This window comes from Bisbaumannia salifodinae (assembly GCF_055388505.1).
In genome coordinates this window covers 3,129,398-3,146,602 of the sequence record NZ_AP043781.1, presented here as the reverse complement: position 1 = coordinate 3,146,602, position 17,205 = coordinate 3,129,398, and the positions used below count along the sequence as shown (strand labels likewise).

Annotated in this window: 13 protein-coding genes; 12 read left to right on the top strand and 1 reads right to left on the bottom strand. The window is 68.2% G+C overall.

Translation table 11 applies throughout. The features are described 5' to 3' along the window. Positions 1 to 4: 4 nt before the first annotated feature. From lon to ACZ5EF_RS14735, 6 genes are all read left to right on the top strand, one after another. A complete protein-coding gene (gene lon, locus ACZ5EF_RS14760; protein WP_346061157.1) occupies positions 5 to 2,443 on the top strand; it encodes an endopeptidase La in 2,439 nt (812 codons plus the stop codon). An 86-nt stretch (positions 2,444 to 2,529) separates the two neighbouring features. Then, on the top strand, positions 2,530 to 3,537 hold the full coding sequence (thiB, locus tag ACZ5EF_RS14755; RefSeq protein WP_346061158.1) for a thiamine ABC transporter substrate binding subunit: 1,008 nt from the start codon (positions 2,530 to 2,532) through the stop codon (positions 3,535 to 3,537). A 43-nt stretch (positions 3,538 to 3,580) separates the two neighbouring features. Then, positions 3,581 to 5,167 carry a thiamine/thiamine pyrophosphate ABC transporter permease gene (thiP, locus tag ACZ5EF_RS14750; protein ID WP_464122231.1) on the top strand — a complete coding sequence of 529 codons (1,587 nt, stop codon included), beginning with the start codon at positions 3,581 to 3,583 and terminating at the stop codon, positions 5,165 to 5,167. Between the two features lie 239 nt (positions 5,168 to 5,406). Continuing rightward, positions 5,407 to 6,057, top strand: a complete 651-nt coding sequence (locus tag ACZ5EF_RS14745) for an ATP-binding cassette domain-containing protein (protein WP_346061160.1) — start codon at positions 5,407 to 5,409, stop codon at positions 6,055 to 6,057. Positions 6,058 to 6,156: 99 nt separating this feature from the next. Then, positions 6,157 to 8,001 (top strand): dihydroxy-acid dehydratase, encoded by a 1,845-nt coding sequence (gene ilvD / locus ACZ5EF_RS14740; RefSeq protein ID WP_346061161.1) that lies wholly within the window; start codon positions 6,157 to 6,159, stop codon positions 7,999 to 8,001. A gap of 315 nt (positions 8,002 to 8,316) precedes the next feature. Continuing rightward, a complete protein-coding gene (locus ACZ5EF_RS14735; RefSeq protein ID WP_346061162.1) occupies positions 8,317 to 9,351 on the top strand; it encodes an oxidoreductase in 1,035 nt (344 codons plus the stop codon). 7 nt (positions 9,352 to 9,358) lie between these two features. Here the strand turns inward: ACZ5EF_RS14735 and nudE are convergent, their stop codons facing one another. After that, positions 9,359 to 9,928 carry an ADP compounds hydrolase NudE gene (gene nudE / locus ACZ5EF_RS14730; RefSeq protein WP_346061163.1) on the bottom strand — a complete coding sequence of 190 codons (570 nt, stop codon included), beginning with the start codon at positions 9,926 to 9,928 and terminating at the stop codon, positions 9,359 to 9,361. A 227-nt stretch (positions 9,929 to 10,155) separates the two neighbouring features. On the opposite strand from nudE, the gene yrfG reads away from it, so the two are divergent. From yrfG to ACZ5EF_RS14700, 6 genes are all read left to right on the top strand, one after another. After that, the gene (yrfG, locus tag ACZ5EF_RS14725; RefSeq protein ID WP_346061164.1) at positions 10,156 to 10,824 is read left to right on the top strand and encodes a GMP/IMP nucleotidase; all 669 of its coding nucleotides are present in this window, start codon (positions 10,156 to 10,158) and stop codon (positions 10,822 to 10,824) included. A gap of 9 nt (positions 10,825 to 10,833) precedes the next feature. Next, a complete protein-coding gene (gene hslR / locus ACZ5EF_RS14720; protein ID WP_346061165.1) occupies positions 10,834 to 11,220 on the top strand; it encodes a ribosome-associated heat shock protein Hsp15 in 387 nt (128 codons plus the stop codon). Positions 11,221 to 11,256: 36 nt separating this feature from the next. After that, positions 11,257 to 12,132 carry an Hsp33 family molecular chaperone HslO gene (gene hslO, locus ACZ5EF_RS14715; protein ID WP_346061166.1) on the top strand — a complete coding sequence of 292 codons (876 nt, stop codon included), beginning with the start codon at positions 11,257 to 11,259 and terminating at the stop codon, positions 12,130 to 12,132. A gap of 275 nt (positions 12,133 to 12,407) precedes the next feature. After that, a complete protein-coding gene (locus tag ACZ5EF_RS14710) occupies positions 12,408 to 13,985 on the top strand; it encodes a phosphoenolpyruvate carboxykinase (protein ID WP_346061167.1) in 1,578 nt (525 codons plus the stop codon). 149 nt (positions 13,986 to 14,134) lie between these two features. Next, entirely contained in the window at positions 14,135 to 14,641 is a 507-nt protein-coding gene (gene msrB / locus ACZ5EF_RS14705) for a peptide-methionine (R)-S-oxide reductase MsrB (RefSeq protein ID WP_346061168.1), read from the top strand. 204 nt (positions 14,642 to 14,845) lie between these two features. Further along, positions 14,846 to 17,182, top strand: coding sequence for a Tex family protein (locus ACZ5EF_RS14700; RefSeq protein ID WP_346061169.1), 2,337 nt, complete (start codon positions 14,846 to 14,848; stop codon positions 17,180 to 17,182). Positions 17,183 to 17,205 lie beyond the last annotated feature (23 nt).

Sequence of the window (17,205 nt, the reverse complement as noted above, 5' to 3'; positions counted from 1 at the left end):
GATCATGAGAGAGCATGATGATGAGCGGCATAACGTGATTGTCGATGGCGTCGAGGACGCCGGCATCGAGGTCGAGGCGGGCGACGAGTCGGGCGAGGAGTCGTCCCACGCCATGGTACCCAGCAGCGATAGCCTGCCGGAGCGCATCTACCTGCTGCCGATCCATAATCGGCCCTTCTTTCCCGCCCAGGTGCAGCCCCTGGTGATCCATCGCCCGCGCTGGGAGGAGACCATCGAGCGGGTCGGCAAGACGCCCCACCAGGCGGTGGGGCTGGCCTTCGTCGGCGAGACCGAGCTCGAGGACCTGACCCCCGAGCACTTCCCCGAGATCGGCACCACGGTGCGCATGCACAAGGTGGAGCAGGGCGACAACCAGATCCAGTTTATCGCCCAGGGCCTGAAGCGCTTTCGCATCCAGCGCTGGCTCTCCCGCCGGCCTCCCTACCTGGTGGAGGTCAGCTATCCCAAGGAGCCGGTGGACGCCGAGGCCGACGAGGCCCGCGCCTACGCCATGGCGGTGATCAACGGCATCAAGGAGCTGCTGCCGATCAACCCCCTCTACGGCGAGGAGCTCAAGCACTACCTCAACCGCTTCAGTCCCCACGAGCCGGGCCCCCTGGCCGACTTCGCCGCCGCCATCACCTCCGCCAAGGGGCCGGAGCTGCAGGTGATCCTCGAGACCCTGGCGGTGCTGCCGCGCATGCAGAAGGTATTGCCGCTGCTGCACAAGGAGATCGAGGTGGCCCAGCTGCAGAGCGAGATCAGCGAGCAGGTCAACGCCAAGATGCAGGAGCGCCAGCGGGAATTCTTCCTGCGCGAGCAGCTCAAGGTGATCCAGCGCGAGCTGGGCATCTCCAAGGATGACCGCGAGAACGACGTGGACACCTTCCGCGACCGCCTGGAGGAGATGACGGTGCCGCCCAAGGTGCTGACGCGCATCGAGGAGGAGCTCGACAAGCTCTCGGTGCTGGAGACCGGCTCACCGGAGTACGGCACCACCCGCAACTACCTGGACTGGCTGACCAGCATGCCCTGGGGCATCACCAGCGACGACAACCTGGACCTGGCCCATGCCCGGGTCGTGCTCGACCGCGACCATGACGGCCTGGCGGACGTCAAGGAGCGGATCATCGAGTTCCTCGCCGAGGGCACCTTCAAGGGCGACGTGGGCGGCTCCATCCTGCTGCTGGTGGGCCCGCCGGGGGTCGGCAAGACCTCCATCGGCCGCTCCATCGCCGAGGCCCTGGGGCGCCAGTTCTATCGCTTCTCGGTGGGCGGCATGCGCGACGAGGCGGAGATCAAGGGCCATCGGCGTACCTATATCGGCGCCATGCCCGGCAAGCTGGTGCAGGCCCTCAAGGAGGTGGAGGTCCAGAACCCGGTGATCATGCTCGACGAGATCGACAAGCTGGGCCAGTCCTTCCAGGGCGATCCCGCCTCGGCGCTGCTCGAGGTGCTCGACCCGGAGCAGAACGTCGACTTCCTCGACCACTACCTGGACGTGCGCCTGGACCTCTCCAAGGTGCTCTTCGTGTGCACCGCCAATACCCTGGACTCGATCCCCCCGGCGCTGCTCGATCGCATGGAGCAGATTCGCCTCGCCGGCTATATCGCCGAGGAGAAGCTGGCCATCGCCAAGCACCACCTCTGGCCCAAGCTGCTCAAGCGCGACAAGATCCCCAGGAAACGCATCAACTTGACGGATGCGGCCCTCAAGCAGGTGATCGAGGGCTATGCCCGGGAGGCCGGGGTGCGCCAACTGGAGAAGCAGCTGCACCGCATCGTGCGCAAGGCGGCGGTCAAGCTGCTGGAGAACGGCCAGCAGAGCGTCAAGGTCTCGGTGAACAACCTGGAGGAGTTCCTCGGCGCGCCCATCTTCCGTCGCGAGAAGGTGCTCAAGGGGGAGGGCGTCGTCACCGGGCTCGCCTGGACCGCCATGGGCGGCGCCACCCTGCCCATCGAGGCGGGCAAGGTGCATGCCCTGGCCCGCGGCTTCAAGCTCACCGGCAAGCTCGGCGAGGTGATGCAGGAATCGGCGAATATCGCCTATAGCTATGTGCAGGGGCACCTGGGGGAGTATGGTGCCGACCCGGACTTCTTCAACGATGCCTTCGTGCACCTGCATGTGCCGGAGGGGGCGACTCCCAAGGATGGTCCCTCGGCGGGGGTCACCATGACCACGGCGCTGCTGTCGCTGGCCCGTCACCAGGCCATCGACCGGCCCCTGGCGATGACCGGGGAGCTGACCCTGACCGGCCAGGTGTTGCCGGTGGGCGGCATCCGCGAGAAGATCATCGCCGCCCGGCGCAGCGAGATCCATGAGGTGATCCTGCCGGAGCCCAACCGTCGCGACTATGACGAGCTGCCCGATTACCTCAAGGCGGGGATGAGGGTGCACTTCGCCCAGCGCTATCGGGACGTGGCCAAGGTGGTCTTCGGCTGACCCGGCGTCGGCGGAGCTCGTCGCTGCCCCGTGGGAGCGAGCGATTCGCCGCGCAGCGGCGCAGACATGACTCAACAAGGTTGCCAATGAAACCTATCATCACCACCCTGAGTGCCCTGGCGCTAAGCCTGACGTCGGGGGCAGTCTCCGCCCAGGAGCGCACCCTGACCGTTTATACCTACGGCTCCTTCGTCTCCGAGTGGGGCCCGGGGCCGGGCATCGAGGCGGCTTTCGAGGCCCGCTGCGGCGACTGCGACCTCGAGTTCGTCGCCCTCGACGGCGGGGTGGATATCCTCCAGCGCCTGCGTCTGGAAGGCGAGGGCAGTGCCGCCGACCTGGTGCTGGGCCTCGACATGAACCTGATGGCCGAGGCCCGGGCGCTGGACCTGCTGGCGCCCCATGGCGTCGACACCGCGGCCCTGGCCCTGCCCATCGACTGGCGGGACGACACCTTCCTGCCCTTCGACTGGGGCCATTTCGCCTTCGTCTACGACACCGAGCAGCTGGCGACCCCGCCGGCCAGCTTCGCCGAGCTGCTGGAGGCCCCGGACGACGTCCGGGTGATCATCCAGGACCCGCGCACCAGCACCACCGGCCAGGGCCTGCTGCTGTGGATCAAGCAGGTCTACGGCGACGCGGCTCCCGAGGCCTGGGAACGCCTCAACGAGCGGGTATTGACCGTTACCCCGGGCTGGAGCCAGGCCTACTTCTCGCTGTTCATGAACGGCGAGGCGCCCATGGTGCTCTCCTACGCCACTTCGCCCGCCTACCATATGGCGGTGGAGGAGAGCGACCGCTACCAGGCCGCCGAGTTCGCCGAGGGGCACTACCTGCAGGTGGAGACCGCCGCCATGCTGAAGAGCAGCGACGAACCCGAGCTGGCCCGGGACTTCCTGAGCTTTATGCTGACCCCCGACTTCCAGCGCCATATCCCCCTCGGCAACGTGATGAATCCGGCCATCGACCTGGGCGACGAGCTCCCCGAGGTCTTCGAGCGGCTGATCGAGCCGGCGAGCCTCACCTTCACCCCGGAGGAGGTGCGCGACAACCGCCGCGCCTGGATTCGCGAATGGCTTAATGCCAGCAGCCGCTAGGCCGCCCACCTGGCGGGCCTCGCCTCTAGTCCTGGCTGGCGGCTTGCTGGCCCTGGCCGCGGTGGCGGGGCTGGGACTGGCCAGCCTGGCGGCGCTGCTCTGGCAGGCGCCGGCGCTGTCGGTCGGCGACCTGTGGCGGGAACCCTGGCTGGCCGGCATCCTGCGCTTCACCCTCTGGCAGGCGACCCTCTCCACCGGGCTTTCCGTGGGGCTGGCCATTCCGGTGGCCCTGGCCCTGGCCCGGCGGCCGCGCTTCCCCGGGCGGCGCCTGCTGCTGCGGGCCATGGAGCTGTCGCTGGTGATTCCCACCCTGATCGCCCTGTTCGGCCTGGTGGCGGTGCATGGCCGCCAGGGCTGGGCGGCGCCGCTCTGGGAGTGGCTGACCGCCACCCGGGCGGACTACCTCTATGGTCTTTCGGGCATCGTGCTGGCCCATGTCTTCTACAATCTGCCGCTCTCGGCGCGGCTGATGCTGCAGGCCCTGGAGACGGCGCCAGCGGCCCACTGGCGGCTCACCGCCCAGTTGGGCCTCTCCCGGGGCGCCATCTGGCGGACCCTGGAGTGGCCCCGGCTGCGTGCCCTGCTGCCACGCCTGGGCGCCCTGGTCTTCACCCTCTGCTTCACCAGCTTCGCCATCGTCATGACCCTGGGCGGCGGACCGCGTTCCACGACCCTGGAGGTGGCCCTCTACCAGGCGCTGAAGTTCGACCACGACCTGGCCCTGGCGGCGCTGCTGGCGCTGACCCAGTTGACCCTCTGCCTGAGCCTGTGGCTGGTGGCGCTGACCCGCGGCGGCACGCCGCGGCTGGTGCCCGACGCCGGCAGCGGCCTGCCCGGCGGGCGCTGGTGGCGCCGTGATGCCCTGGGGCTGTCGCGGCTGCATGATGCGCTCTGGTTGCTGGGGTTGACCCTGCTGCTGGTGCCGCCGCTCGCGGCGGTGACCCTGGCCGGCTTCTACGGCCTGCCCGAACTGCCGGGACGCGGCAGCCTGTGGCCCGCGGCGCTGCGCAGCCTGGCCATGGCGCTGGGCGCAGGGGGGCTCTCCCTGCTGCTGGCCCTGGCGCTGCTGGCCGGGGCCGAGGCGCTCCGGCGGCGCGGCTCGCGTCTCGCCGCCCTGGTGATGGAGGGCAGCGGCCAGCTGATCCTGGTGATCCCGGCCCTGGTGCTGGGCACCGGCCTCTTCCTGCTGCTGCGCCCCTCCCTCGGCGCCGGCTGGCACGGTTATGCGCTGGTGGTGCTGGTCAATGGCTTTATGGCGCTGCCCTTCGCCATGCAGGTGCTGCGCGGCGCCATTCCCGGCCTCTCGGCCCCGGAGGAGCGCCTGGCGGAACAGTTCGGCATCCACGGCCGGGCGCGGCTGCGCTGGCTGGTCTGGCCGCGGCTGCGGCGCCCCGCGGCCCTGGCCCTGGCCTACGCCATGACCCTCTCGCTGGGCGACTTCAGCGTGATCGCCCTGTTCGGCAGCCCGGCGGCGCCGACCCTGCCGATGCTGCTCTTCCAGCAACTGGGCGGCTACCGCTGGCAGGGCGCCGCGGCCACCGCCCTGGTGCTGCTGCTGGCGGTGGTGCTGGTGTTTAGCCTGCTCGACGCCCTGAGCCGGCGCCGACCGCGCTACCCCTTTCGACCCTGAATTCAATGCTTAGACGAAGGGCGGGGCTATCGTTGTGGGAATGGCTGAGGGGCGCTGGGGGCAGGGCGGAGCGGGGGTTTTTTGCCAGGGATGGCAAAAGTAGCTCCCAGGGATGGGTTTACAGCGCCCCGCGAAGGCCTGTCCCCAGAGTAGCCCCGTGCCTCCGGGCTAACTGCAACCCTACGGTGAAGGCTGCTTGATCGATAAGCTTCACACCACGAGCGATAACATGGGCGCCCATGCTCCACTGCGATGATCTGATCTTTCACTACGACCGCTTTGAACCCGGGGAGACGCCGGACTTCTGCTTCCGCTTCGACCTGGCCCCCGGCGAGTGCCTGGCCCTGGAGGGCCCCTCGGGGGCCGGCAAGAGCACCCTGCTCAACCTGCTGGCGGGCTTCCTGGAACCCGCCGGTGGTTCGCTGCGCTGGGGCGAGCGGGAGCTGCTGAGGCTGCCGCCCTGGGAGCGGGGCATCACCACGGTGTTCCAGGAGCACAACCTCTTCGATCACCTGCCGGTGTGGGCCAATATCGGCCTGGGGCTGGCCCCCAGCCTCAAACTCGACGCCGCCCAGCGCCGGCGCATCCGCGATGGCCTGGCCGAGGTGGGCCTGGCGGGCCTCGAGGCGCGCCTGCCCGGCGAGCTCTCCGGCGGCCAGCGCCAGCGGGTGGCCCTGACCCGGGCGCTGCTGCGCCAGGCGCCGCTGCTGCTACTGGACGAGCCTTTCACCGGCCTGGATCACGCCAACCGCCAGGGCCTCTGGGCCCTGGTCAAACGCCAGCAGCAGGCGGGCGTGGCGGTGCTGCTGGTCAGCCACGACCGGGAGGATATCGAGGCCCTGGCCCAGCGCCGCCTGGCCCTGGTGGAGGGTCGCCTGACGCCTCTCTAGGCATTCGCCCGGCCGCATGACAAAATCGGCAGGACTGGACACCGATTCGACCGGCCGACCGCCTCCCGGTACGGCCGGCAGCACTATCTAGAGGACACCATGCCCGAGTATCGTTCCCGCACCACCACCGCTGGTCGCAATATGGCCGGCGCCCGCGCCCTGTGGCGTGCCACTGGCATGAAGGATGACGACTTCCACAAGCCGATCATCGCCGTGGCCAACTCCTTTACCCAGTTCGTGCCGGGCCATGTGCATCTCAAGGACATGGGCCAACTGGTGGCCCGCGAGATCGAGAAGGCCGGCGGGGTGGCCAAGGAGTTCAACACCATCGCCGTGGACGACGGCATCGCCATGGGCCACGACGGCATGCTCTACTCGCTGCCCAGTCGCGATCTGATCGCCGACAGCGTCGAGTACATGGTCAATGCTCACTGCGCCGACGCCCTGGTGTGCATCTCCAACTGCGACAAGATCACCCCCGGGATGCTGATGGCCGCCATGCGCCTCAATATCCCGGTGATCTTCGTCTCCGGTGGTCCCATGGAGGCCGGCAAGACCAAGCTCCTCGACCACGGCCTCGACCTGGTGGACGCCATGGTGATGGCCGCCGACGACAGCGTCGACGACGAGACCCTGGCCGAAGTCGAGCGCAGCGCCTGCCCCACCTGCGGCAGCTGCTCCGGGATGTTCACCGCCAATTCCATGAACTGCCTGATGGAGGCGCTGGGCCTGGCGCTGCCGGGCAATGGCACCGTGGTGGCCACCCATGCCGACCGTCGTCGGCTCTTCGAGACCGCCGGTCACCGCATCGTCGAGCTGGCCAAGCGCTACTACGAAGGCGAGGAGGCGCACCTGCTGCCCCGGGCCATCGGCGCCAAGGCGGCGTTCAAGAACGCCATGACCCTGGATATCGCCATGGGCGGCTCCACCAACACCATCCTGCACCTGCTGGCCGCCGCCCAGGAGGCCGGGGTCGATTTCGACATGGCCGCCATCGACCGCCTGTCGCGGGAGGTGCCCCAGCTCTGCAAGGTCGCCCCCAACACCCAGAAGTACCATATCGAAGACGTGCACCGCGCCGGCGGCATCATGGCCATCCTCGGCGAGCTGGATCGTGCCGGGGTGCTCGATACCCGGGTGCCCACCGTCTACGGCGACTCCCTCAAGGAGGCCCTGGACGAGTGGGATATCATGCGTAACCCCAGCCCCGAGGTGGTGGAGTTCTACCGGGCCGGCCCCGGCGGGGTGCCCACCCAGGTGGCCTTCTCCCAGAGTGCCCGCTGGCCGAGCCTCGACGGCGACCGTGCCACCGGCTGCATCCGCGATCTGGCGCATGCCTTCTCCCGGGAGGGTGGCCTGGCGGTGCTCCATGGCAATATCGCCGTGGACGGCTGCGTGGTGAAGACCGCCGGCGTCGACGACTCCATCCTGGTCTTCGAGGGCCCGGCCCATGTGGTGGAGTCCCAGGACCAGGCGGTGGCGCATATCCTCGAGGGCAAGGTGAAGGAGGGCGATGTCGTCGTCATCCGCTACGAGGGGCCCAAGGGCGGCCCGGGCATGCAGGAGATGCTCTACCCGACCTCCTATCTGAAGTCCAAGGGGCTGGGCAAGGCCTGCGCCCTGTTGACCGACGGGCGCTTCTCCGGCGGCACTTCCGGGCTCTCCATCGGCCACGTCTCGCCGGAGGCGGCGGCGGGGGGCGCCATCGGCCTGGTGGAGCCGGGCGATCTCATTCGTATCGACATCCCCAACCGCACCATCGACGTCAAGCTCTCCGATGAGGAACTGGCGGCGCGCCGTGCGGCCATGGAGGCCAAGGGCAGTGACGCCTGGAAGCCGAGCATCCAGCGTGACCGCCAGGTCTCCGCGGCCCTCAAGGCCTATGCGCTGCTGGCGACCTCCGCGGACAAGGGCGCGGTGCGCGACCTCTCCAAGCTGGATTGATCCGCCTCAGCAAAAAGACCCGCGCCTCGGCGCGGGTCTTGCGATTCGGGACTTGCTCGGAATTAAGCGGCGCGGTCCAGGGGCGCCTCGGGGGCCTGGTCCTCGGCCTGCAGTTCGCACTCGATGGGATACCAGAACTCCATTGCTTCCAGGCTTTCCAGTTCACAGCACATCATTATCCTCCTTCCGCCGGAGATGAGTGGGCCAGCGCCATTCAGTATGGGTGACTCCCGGGCGGGGTGGATGACCATTCTTTGATCCTTTTATGATATCGATCACGCAAGCGGCGATAAGTCGCCGACAGGAGGAGCGCTTATGACTGAAACGATTCAGGTTGGCCTGGTGGGCTATGGCTTCGCCAGCCAGGTCTTCCATGCGCCGCTGATCCAGGCCACTCCGGGCCTGACCCTCGCCGCGGTGGCCTCGAGCGATGCCGCCAAGGTGACCGAGGCCCTGCCCTCGGTGGCGGTGGAGGCCGATCCCGAGGCGCTGTTCGCGCGCAAGGAGATCGACCTGGTGGTGATTCCCACCCCCAACGAGACCCACTATCCCCTGGCGCGTGCGGCCCTGGAGGCGGGCAAGCACGTGGTGGTGGACAAGCCCTTTACCCTGGACCTGGCCGAGGCTCGGGCGCTCAAGGCCCTGGCGGAAGCGCAGGGCAAGTGCTTATCGGTGTTCCATAACCGCCGTTGGGACAGCGATTTCCTGACCCTGCAGGCGCTGCTGGCCGAGGGGGGCCTGGGGCGGGTCACCCGGGTGGAGTCGCGTTTCGACCGCTTCCGCCCCGAGGTCCGCGACCGCTGGCGGGAGTCGCCGCGTCCCGGTGGCGGCATCTGGTACGACCTGGGACCGCATCTGCTGGATCAGGCCCTGATGCTCTTCGGCAAGCCTAGGGCGATCCTCCTCGACCTGGCGTTACGCCGTGACGGCGCCCGGGTCGACGACGAGTTTACCGCCCTGCTCGACTATGAGGGGCTCAGCGTGGAGCTCAAGGCGGGCACTCTGGTGGCGGAGGAGACGCCGCGCTGGCGGGTGCATGGCACCCGGGGCAGCTATGTGAAATTTGGCCTCGACCCCCAGGAGGAGCGCCTCAAGGCCGGCGACTCGCCGAGCCCCGACTGGGGCCAGGATGCGCCGGGGCGCCTCTGCCTGGCGGCGGAGGCGGGCGAGCTGGTGTCCCGGGAGCACCCCAGCCTGCCGGGGGATTATCTCGCCTACTATCAGGGGGTGGTCGCGGCGCTACGTGGCGAGGGCCCCATGCCGGTGAGCGTGGAGGAAGCCATCGCGGTGATGGCGCTGCTGGAGGCGGGGCTGACCAGCCATCGTCAGCGGCGCTGGATCAGCCTCTAACGGGGGGCTACCAGGTGAGGGGATGGGGCCGCTCGGCGCGCAGCCGGTCCCGGGCGATATAGAGGGCGGCGATGGCGCGGGCCTCGTGGAAGTCCTCCCGGGCCAGCAGCGCCGGCAGCTCGTCGATGGCATGGGTCTCGACGATCAGCGGCTCCGGCTCGTCGCCGGGCAGGCGCTGGGGGTAGAGGTCGCTGGCCAGCATCACCTGCATGCGGTGGCACATATAGTTGGGGGCCAGGGAGAGCTCCACCAGGGGCTCGATATTGTTGGCGCCGAAGCCGCACTCCTCCATCAGCTCGCGATTGGCGGCGGTGACGATATCCTCGCCGGGGTCCACCAACCCCTTGGGCAGGGTCAGGACATAGTCCTCGAAGCCGGCGGCGTATTCGCGGATCAGCAGCACATGCTCCGGGTCGGGCATGGCGACGATCATCACCGCCCCCTGGTCGCTGCCCATCAGGCGCTCGAAGTGACGCTCCTCGCCGTTGCCGAAGCGCAGTTCCAGCTCCTCGACCCGGAACAGCCGGCTTCGAGTCACTTCGCGCTGGGAGAGGATGCGGGGCTTGCTGGGATACATGGAGACTCCGTGGGGCGATGCGTGGGCCGGGGGGATTTTGTACAATAGCATCCTATGGAAACACTGCATAAATGCCTGCGCGGGCGAATCACTGCGTTGCGCGCTGCTCGAAATCCTCACCTAGTACCCCCTAGGCTCCGGTTTCTGCGCTGCGGGCGCCTTGTGCTTCATCCCGCTCGCCGATTTATTCAGCGTTTCCCAATACCCGAACGTGGAGCCCAAGGCCAATGATCGATTGGCAAGCCATCGACACCGTCCTGCTCGACATGGACGGCACCCTGCTGGATCTGCATTTCGACAGCCACTTCTGGCTGGAGCACCTGCCGCGCCGCTATGGGGAGCTGCATCGTCTGGATGAGGCCAGCCAGCACCAGCTTCGCGAGCGGATCATCGGCGAGCAGGGCACCCTCAACTGGTACAGCCTGGCCTACTGGAGCCGCGAGCTGGGAGTCGATATCGTCGCCCTCAAGCGCGAGGTCCAGCACCTGATCGGCCTGCGCGGCGATGCCCTGGATTTCCTCAAATGGCTCAAGCGAGCCCACCCCCGGGTGGTGCTGGCCACCAACGCCGACCGCGCCAGCCTCGAGCTCAAGCTGCCGCTGACCGGCCTGGAGGAGTACCTGGATGCCATCGTCTCCTCGGCGGACCTGGGCGTGCCCAAGGAGGCCCAGGAATTCTGGTTCGAGCTCCAGGAGGTCGAGCCCTTCGACCCGGCCCGCACCCTCTTTATCGACGATAACCCCTCGGTGCTGGAGAGCGCCCGGGAGTTCGGCATCCGCCACCTGCTGGGCATCAAGCAGCCCGACAGCACCCAGCCGGAGCGCGAGCTGGAGGAGTTCATCGCCCTGGATCGTTTCGCTACCATCCTTCCCGCTGAGCGCCCGCCGCAGGCCTAAGGAGGCCCCATGGACAGCGTACGACTCGACAAGTGGCTGTGGGCGGCGCGTTTCTTCAAGACCCGCGCCCTGGCCAAGAAGGCCATCGAAGGGGGCAAGGTGCACTACAATGGCGACCGGGCCAAGACCAGCAAGAGCGTGGAAGTCGGTGCCCTGATTCGCGTGCCCCAGGGCTGGGACGTCTGGGAGGTGGAGGTGCTGGCGCTCTCCGATCAGCGCCGTGGCGCCCCCGAGGCCCGCGCCCTCTACCGCGAGACCGCCGAGAGCGAGGCGCGTCGCGAGCGTGAGACCGAGGCCCGGCGCCTGACCAACCAGGCCATGCAGCACCCCCTGAAACGCCCCGACAAGAAGCAGCGCCGGGATATCCAGCGCTTTCAGCGCCGCCAGGGCGATTGACGCTCCCTCACCGATGTTTATTCTCAGGCTTTTTTCATGACCGATCAGATTCAGCGTTTTCTCTTCGACGATACCCAGGTGCGCGGCGAGATCGTCTCCCTGGAGGCGGCCTATGCCGAGGTGCTCGACAAGCAGGCCTACCCGGCGCCGGTGCGTCGCCTGCTGGGCGAGATGCTGGCGGCGGTGGCCCTGCTCACCGATACCGTCAAGCTCGATGGCACCCTGAGCCTGGAGGTGCGCGGCGAGGGGGCCCTGGCCCTGCTGATGGCGGAGTCCAACCCCGGCGGCGAGCTGCGCGCCATCGCCCGCCTGGCCGAGGGGGCCGACCTGCCCGATGCGGCCGCCGGCTTCCGCGAGCTGCTGGGCGAGGGACATATCGTCATCACCCTGGATCCCCGGGAGGGGCGCCGCTATCAGGGCATCGTCGAGCTCAAGGAGGCCAGCCTGGCGGCCTGCCTGGAGGCCTACTTCGCCCAGTCCGAACAGCTGCCCACCCGGCTGTGGCTGGCCGCCGATGGCCAGCGCGCCGCCGGCCTGCTGCTGCAGCAGCTGCCCGACGACGGCCGCCCCCATGATCCGGACGCCTGGGAGCGCACCGTGCACCTGGCCGATACCGTGCGCGACGAGGAGTTGCTCGGGCTCGCGCAGCACGAGCTGCTGCATCGCCTCTATCACGAGGAGACGGTGCGGGTCTTCGAGCCCAAGGCGCTGCGCTTCGGCTGCACCTGCTCCCGGGAGCGGATCGCCCAGTCGCTGCTCTCCCTGGGCGCCGAGGAACTGCGCGAGATCGTCGCCGAGCAGCAGGGCATCGAGACCGAGTGTCACTTCTGTCATACCCGCTACCGCTTCGGTGCCGCCGAGGTGGAGGGGTTGATCGAGGCGCCGGATGCGCCGCCGCCCACCCTTCATTAAGGGCGTAAGCGCTCACTCGATCGATACCCGATGCCCCGGCCCTGCGCCGGGGTTTTCATATGCTAACAATGGTCGTTATGTAGTAGTAAAACTACATGAAATTCGGCGAATGAGAGCTTTGGTAAGCGCCCGGGTTTTTGTCATAATGGCCCCCCTTAATTTGGCGGCCCGATGTCATAAGAGGCGGTACACCGTCCGGGGCATCGGGCAGGCAGCCCACCTGTCGTTGCTACGACCCACGAGAGAGAATAGGCCGCATGGCCCAGGACACCGACATGACCACCACCCAAGCCGCAAGCGCCGTATCGTCAGCCACCCCCCGCGTCTTCACCAACCTGAGCCGTGCCGAGTTGATCGAGCAGGCCTTGCTGCGAGGCGAGGGACAGTTGGCCGACAATGGCGCGCTGGTCGTCAAGACGGGGGAGCGTACCGGGCGTTCACCGGCGGATCGCTTTATCGTCGAGGAAGCGTCCACCCGCGACCAGATCGACTGGGGCAGCGTCAATCGTCCCTTCGACGCCGCCAAGTTCGAGGCGCTGTGGACCCGCGTCGAGGCCTACCTGGGCGAGCGTGATCACTATCTCTCCGAGGTGCATGTGGGCGCCGACCCCCAGCACTACCTGCCGGTGCGCATGCACACCGAGACCGCCTGGCAGAACCTCTTCGGCCGCACCATGTTCGTGCGCCCCGAAGCCTATAACCCGGCGCGGCGCGACGAGTGGACCATCCTCAATGCCGCCAACTTCGTCTGCGAGCCGCAGCGCGACGGCACCGGCACCGAGGCCTGCGTGATCCTCGACTTCGCCGGGCGTCGCGTGCTGATCGCCGGCATGCGCTACGCCGGCGAGATGAAGAAGGCCATGTTCAGCGTGCAGAACTTCCTGCTGCCGGCCTCCGACGTGCTGCCCATGCACTGCTCCGCCAATGTCGGCGAAGATGGCCAGACCTGCCTGTTCTTCGGCCTCTCCGGCACCGGCAAGACCACCCTCTCCGCCGATCCGGCCCGCTACCTGATCGGCGATGACGAGCATGGCTGGGGCGAGGGCACGGTGTTCAATATCGAGGGCGGCTGCTACGCCAAGTGCATCGACCTCTCCGAGAAGAACGAGCCGGTGATCTGGCGCGCCATCAAGTTCGGCGCCGTGCTGGAGAACGTGGTGCTGGACGACCGTCGCGCGCCTGATTACGCCGACGACAGCCTGACCCAGAACTCCCGGGCCGCCTATCCGCTGGAGCATATCGACAAGCGGGTGCCCGAGAATCGCGCCGGCGAGCCCAACGCGATCATCTTCCTGACCTGCGACATGAGCGGTGTGCTGCCGCCGGTGTCGCTGCTCTCCGAGGAAGCCGCCGCCTACCACTTCCTGTCCGGCTATACCGCCAAGGTGGGTTCCACCGAGATGGGCTCCTCCGCCGGTCTCGAGGCGACCTTCTCCACCTGCTTCGGCGCGCCCTTCTTCCCGCGCCCGGCCCGGGAGTACGCCGACCTGCTGATCAAGCGGGTCAAGGCCAACGATGCCCGCGTCTACCTGGTCAACACCGGCTGGACCGGCGGCGCCTATGGTCAGGGCGGCTCGCGCTTCAGCATTCCCACCACCCGCGCCATCATCAGCGCCATCCAGTCCGGCGCCCTGCGCGACGTGGAGACCCGGCGCATCGAGGGCCTCAACCTGGAGGTGCCGGTGGCGGTACCCGGCGTCGACACCCAACTGCTCGACCCGCGCCAGACCTGGGCAGACTCGGCCGCCTACCAGGCACAGATGCAGGCGCTGGTGGCCAAGTTCGTGGCCAACTTCGAGAAGTTCGCCGGCGTCGATCCGGCGATCATCGCCGCCGGTCCGCAGCGCGGCTAAGCCGGCACGCGACCCAGCGTCGCAGTGACGAACCCCGGCCCGGCGCCGGGGTCTGAAACGGGGAGGGCGCAAGCCTTCCCCGTTTTGCGCTGCATCCGTGTCGGGGTGTCGCGCGTACCTTCATTACCCCCTGTCGAAGGAGAGGCACGATGAAGCGACGTCATTTTCTGGGCTTCCTGGGCGCCGGTGGCCTGGTGGGGCTCTTCCCCGTTCTGGCCAATGCCCGGCCGCGCCTCGATCTCTCGGCCTCGCCGGGCATCGAGCCCCTGGAACTCGGCGAGGCCGAGTGGCGGGAGCGGCTGACCCCGGAGCAGTTCGAGATCCTCCGCGACCACGGCACCGAGCCGGCCTACTCGAGCCCCCTGGACGACGAGTGGCGCGACGGCGAGTATCGCTGCGCCGGCTGCGACCTGCTGCTCTTTACCAGTGCCATGAAGTACGACTCCGGCACCGGCTGGCCGAGCTTCTTCGAGCATGTGGAGGGGCATCTGCTGACCCAGGTGGACTACAAGCTGATCTGGCCGCGCACCGAGTACCACTGCGCCCGCTGCGGCGGTCACCAGGGGCATATCTTCGAGGACGGCCCCGAGCCCAGCGGCCTGCGCTGGTGCAATAACGGCCTGGCCCTGCATTTCGTTCCCGCCGCGGCCTCTTGAGGAAGGCGGCCATCGGCTGAAGCCAGGGGTAGGTGAGGCTCAGTGAGATTGTCGCAGTGAGAATCGCTGAGGGGCGCTGGGGGCAGGATCATATGGCAATAGTCGTGAAGGTAGTTTCCTAACGATCAGGCGGCAAGGCTCCCGACGAGCGCGCCATTATGATACCTTGACGCGATCTTTTGCCGCTGGAACGTCAAGGACTTCATGGACGCACACGCCAAGATCATCGCCCGCCTCGCCGAGGAACTCGCGGTCCGCCCCCAGCAGGTGTCGGCCACTGTGGAACTGCTCGACGGCGGCGCCACCGTGCCCTTTATCGCCCGCTACCGCAAGGAAGTGACCGGGGCCCTGGACGATACCCAGCTGCGTGAACTGGACGAACGCCTGCGCTACCTGCGCGAGCTGGAGGAACGCCGCGAGGCGGTGCTGGCCGCCATCGACGAGCAGGGCAAGCTCTCCGACGAGCTGGCCGGCCTGATTCGCGCCGCCGATACCAAGCAGCGCCTGGAAGACCTCTACCTGCCCTACCGCAAGAAGCGCCGCACCAAGGCACAGATCGCCCGGGAGGCGGGCCTGGAGCCGCTGGCCGATGCCCTGCTGGCCAACCCCGAGCTCGATCCCCAGGCCGAGGCCGCCCACTACCTGCGTCCCGCCGAGGGCGAGACGCCGGCCATCGAGGACGCCAAGGCGGCCCTGGACGGCGCCAAGCAGATCCTTATGGAGCGCTTCGCCGAGGACGCCGAACTGGTAGGCCGGCTGCGCGAGCGGCTCTGGCAGGAGGGGCAGCTCAGCGCCCGGGTGCTGGAGGGCAAGGAGCGCGAGGGCGCCAAGTTCTCCGACTACTTCGAGCATGACGAGCCCCTGGCCAGGGTGCCCTCCCACCGGGCCTTGGCCATGTTCCGCGGCCGCAACGAAGGGGTGCTGAGCCTGGCCCTCAAGCTGCCCGGCGAGGACGAGGCGCCGCTGCATCCGGCCCAGGTGGCCATCGCCCGGCACTTCGAGATTCGCGATGAGGGGCGTGCCGCCGACAAGTGGCTCGCCGAGGTGGTGCGCTGGACCTGGCGGGTCAAGCTCTACACCCATCTGGAGACCGAACTGATGGGGCGGCTGCGCGAACGCGCCGAGCTCGCCGCCATCGAGGTCTTCGCCGCCAACCTCAAGGACCTGCTGCTGGCCGCCCCGGCGGGCCCCAAGAGCACCCTGGCCATCGACCCGGGCCTGCGCACCGGCTGCAAGGTGGCGGTGGTGGATGCCACCGGCCAGTTCCTCGAGCAGGCCACCATCTTCCCGCATGCCCCGCGCAACGCCTGGGACGCCTCGCTGGCCGAGCTGGCCAAGTTGGTGGAGAAGTACGACGTCGAGCTGGTCGCCGTAGGTAATGGCACCGCCAGCCGCGAGACCGACAGGCTCGCCGGCGAGCTGGTCAAGCGCCTGAGTGGGCGTCGCCTGGCCAAGGTGATGGTCAGCGAGGCCGGCGCCTCGGTCTATTCCGCCTCGGAATATGCCGCCCGGGAGCTGCCCGACCTGGACGTCACCATCCGTGGCGCCGTCTCCATCGCCCGGCGCCTGCAGGACCCGCTGGCCGAGCTGGTCAAGATCGAGCCCAAGTCGATCGGCGTGGGCCAGTACCAGCACGACGTCTCCCAGCTGCAGCTCTCCAGGAGCCTGGAGGCGGTGATCGAGGACTGCGTCAACGCCGTGGGCGTCGATCTCAATACCGCCTCCAGCGCCCTGCTGGCGCGGGTGGCGGGCCTTAACCCGGCGCTGGCCGAGAATATCGTCACCCGCCGCAACGGCGAGGGCGCCTTCGCCAGCCGCAGGCAGCTCCTCGACGTCAGTCGCCTGGGACCCAAGACCTTCGAGCAGTGCGCCGGCTTCCTGCGCATCATGAATGGCGACAATCCCCTGGACGGTAGCGCCGTGCACCCGGAGGCCTACCCCCTGGTGGAGCGCATCGCCCGGCGCAGCGGTCGCGAGGTGGCCAGCCTGATCGGCGACAGCGCCACACTGAAGTCGCTGCGGCCAGAGGCATTCGCCGACGAGCGCTTCGGGGTGCCCACGGTGAGCGATATCCTCAAGGAACTGGACAAGCCGGGTCGCGACCCGCGCCCCGAGTTCAAGGCCGCCGAATTCCGCGAGGGGGTCGAGACCCTCAAGGACCTGGAGCCGGGGATGATCCTCGAGGGCAGCGTCACCAACGTGACCCACTTCGGCGCCTTCGTCGATATCGGCGTCCACCAGGACGGCCTGGTGCATATCTCGGCGCTCTCCGACAAGTTCGTCGAGGACCCGCGCTCGGTGGTCAAGGCCGGCGATATCGTCAAGGTCAAGGTGATGAGCGTCGACCTGGAGCGAGCCCGTATCGGCCTCTCCATGCGCCTCGACGATCAGCCCGGCGAGGAGAGTACGCCGCGCCGCGGCGGCGAGCGCCCGGCCGGCAAGGGGCGCGGTGGCAAGCCGCAGCGCAAGTCGAGCGGCGGCGATAGCCAGCCGATGGGCGCCCTGGGGGCGGCCCTGCTGAAGGCCCGCGACAAAGGCTAAGCTGAGAGTCTCAGGCTCCTAGC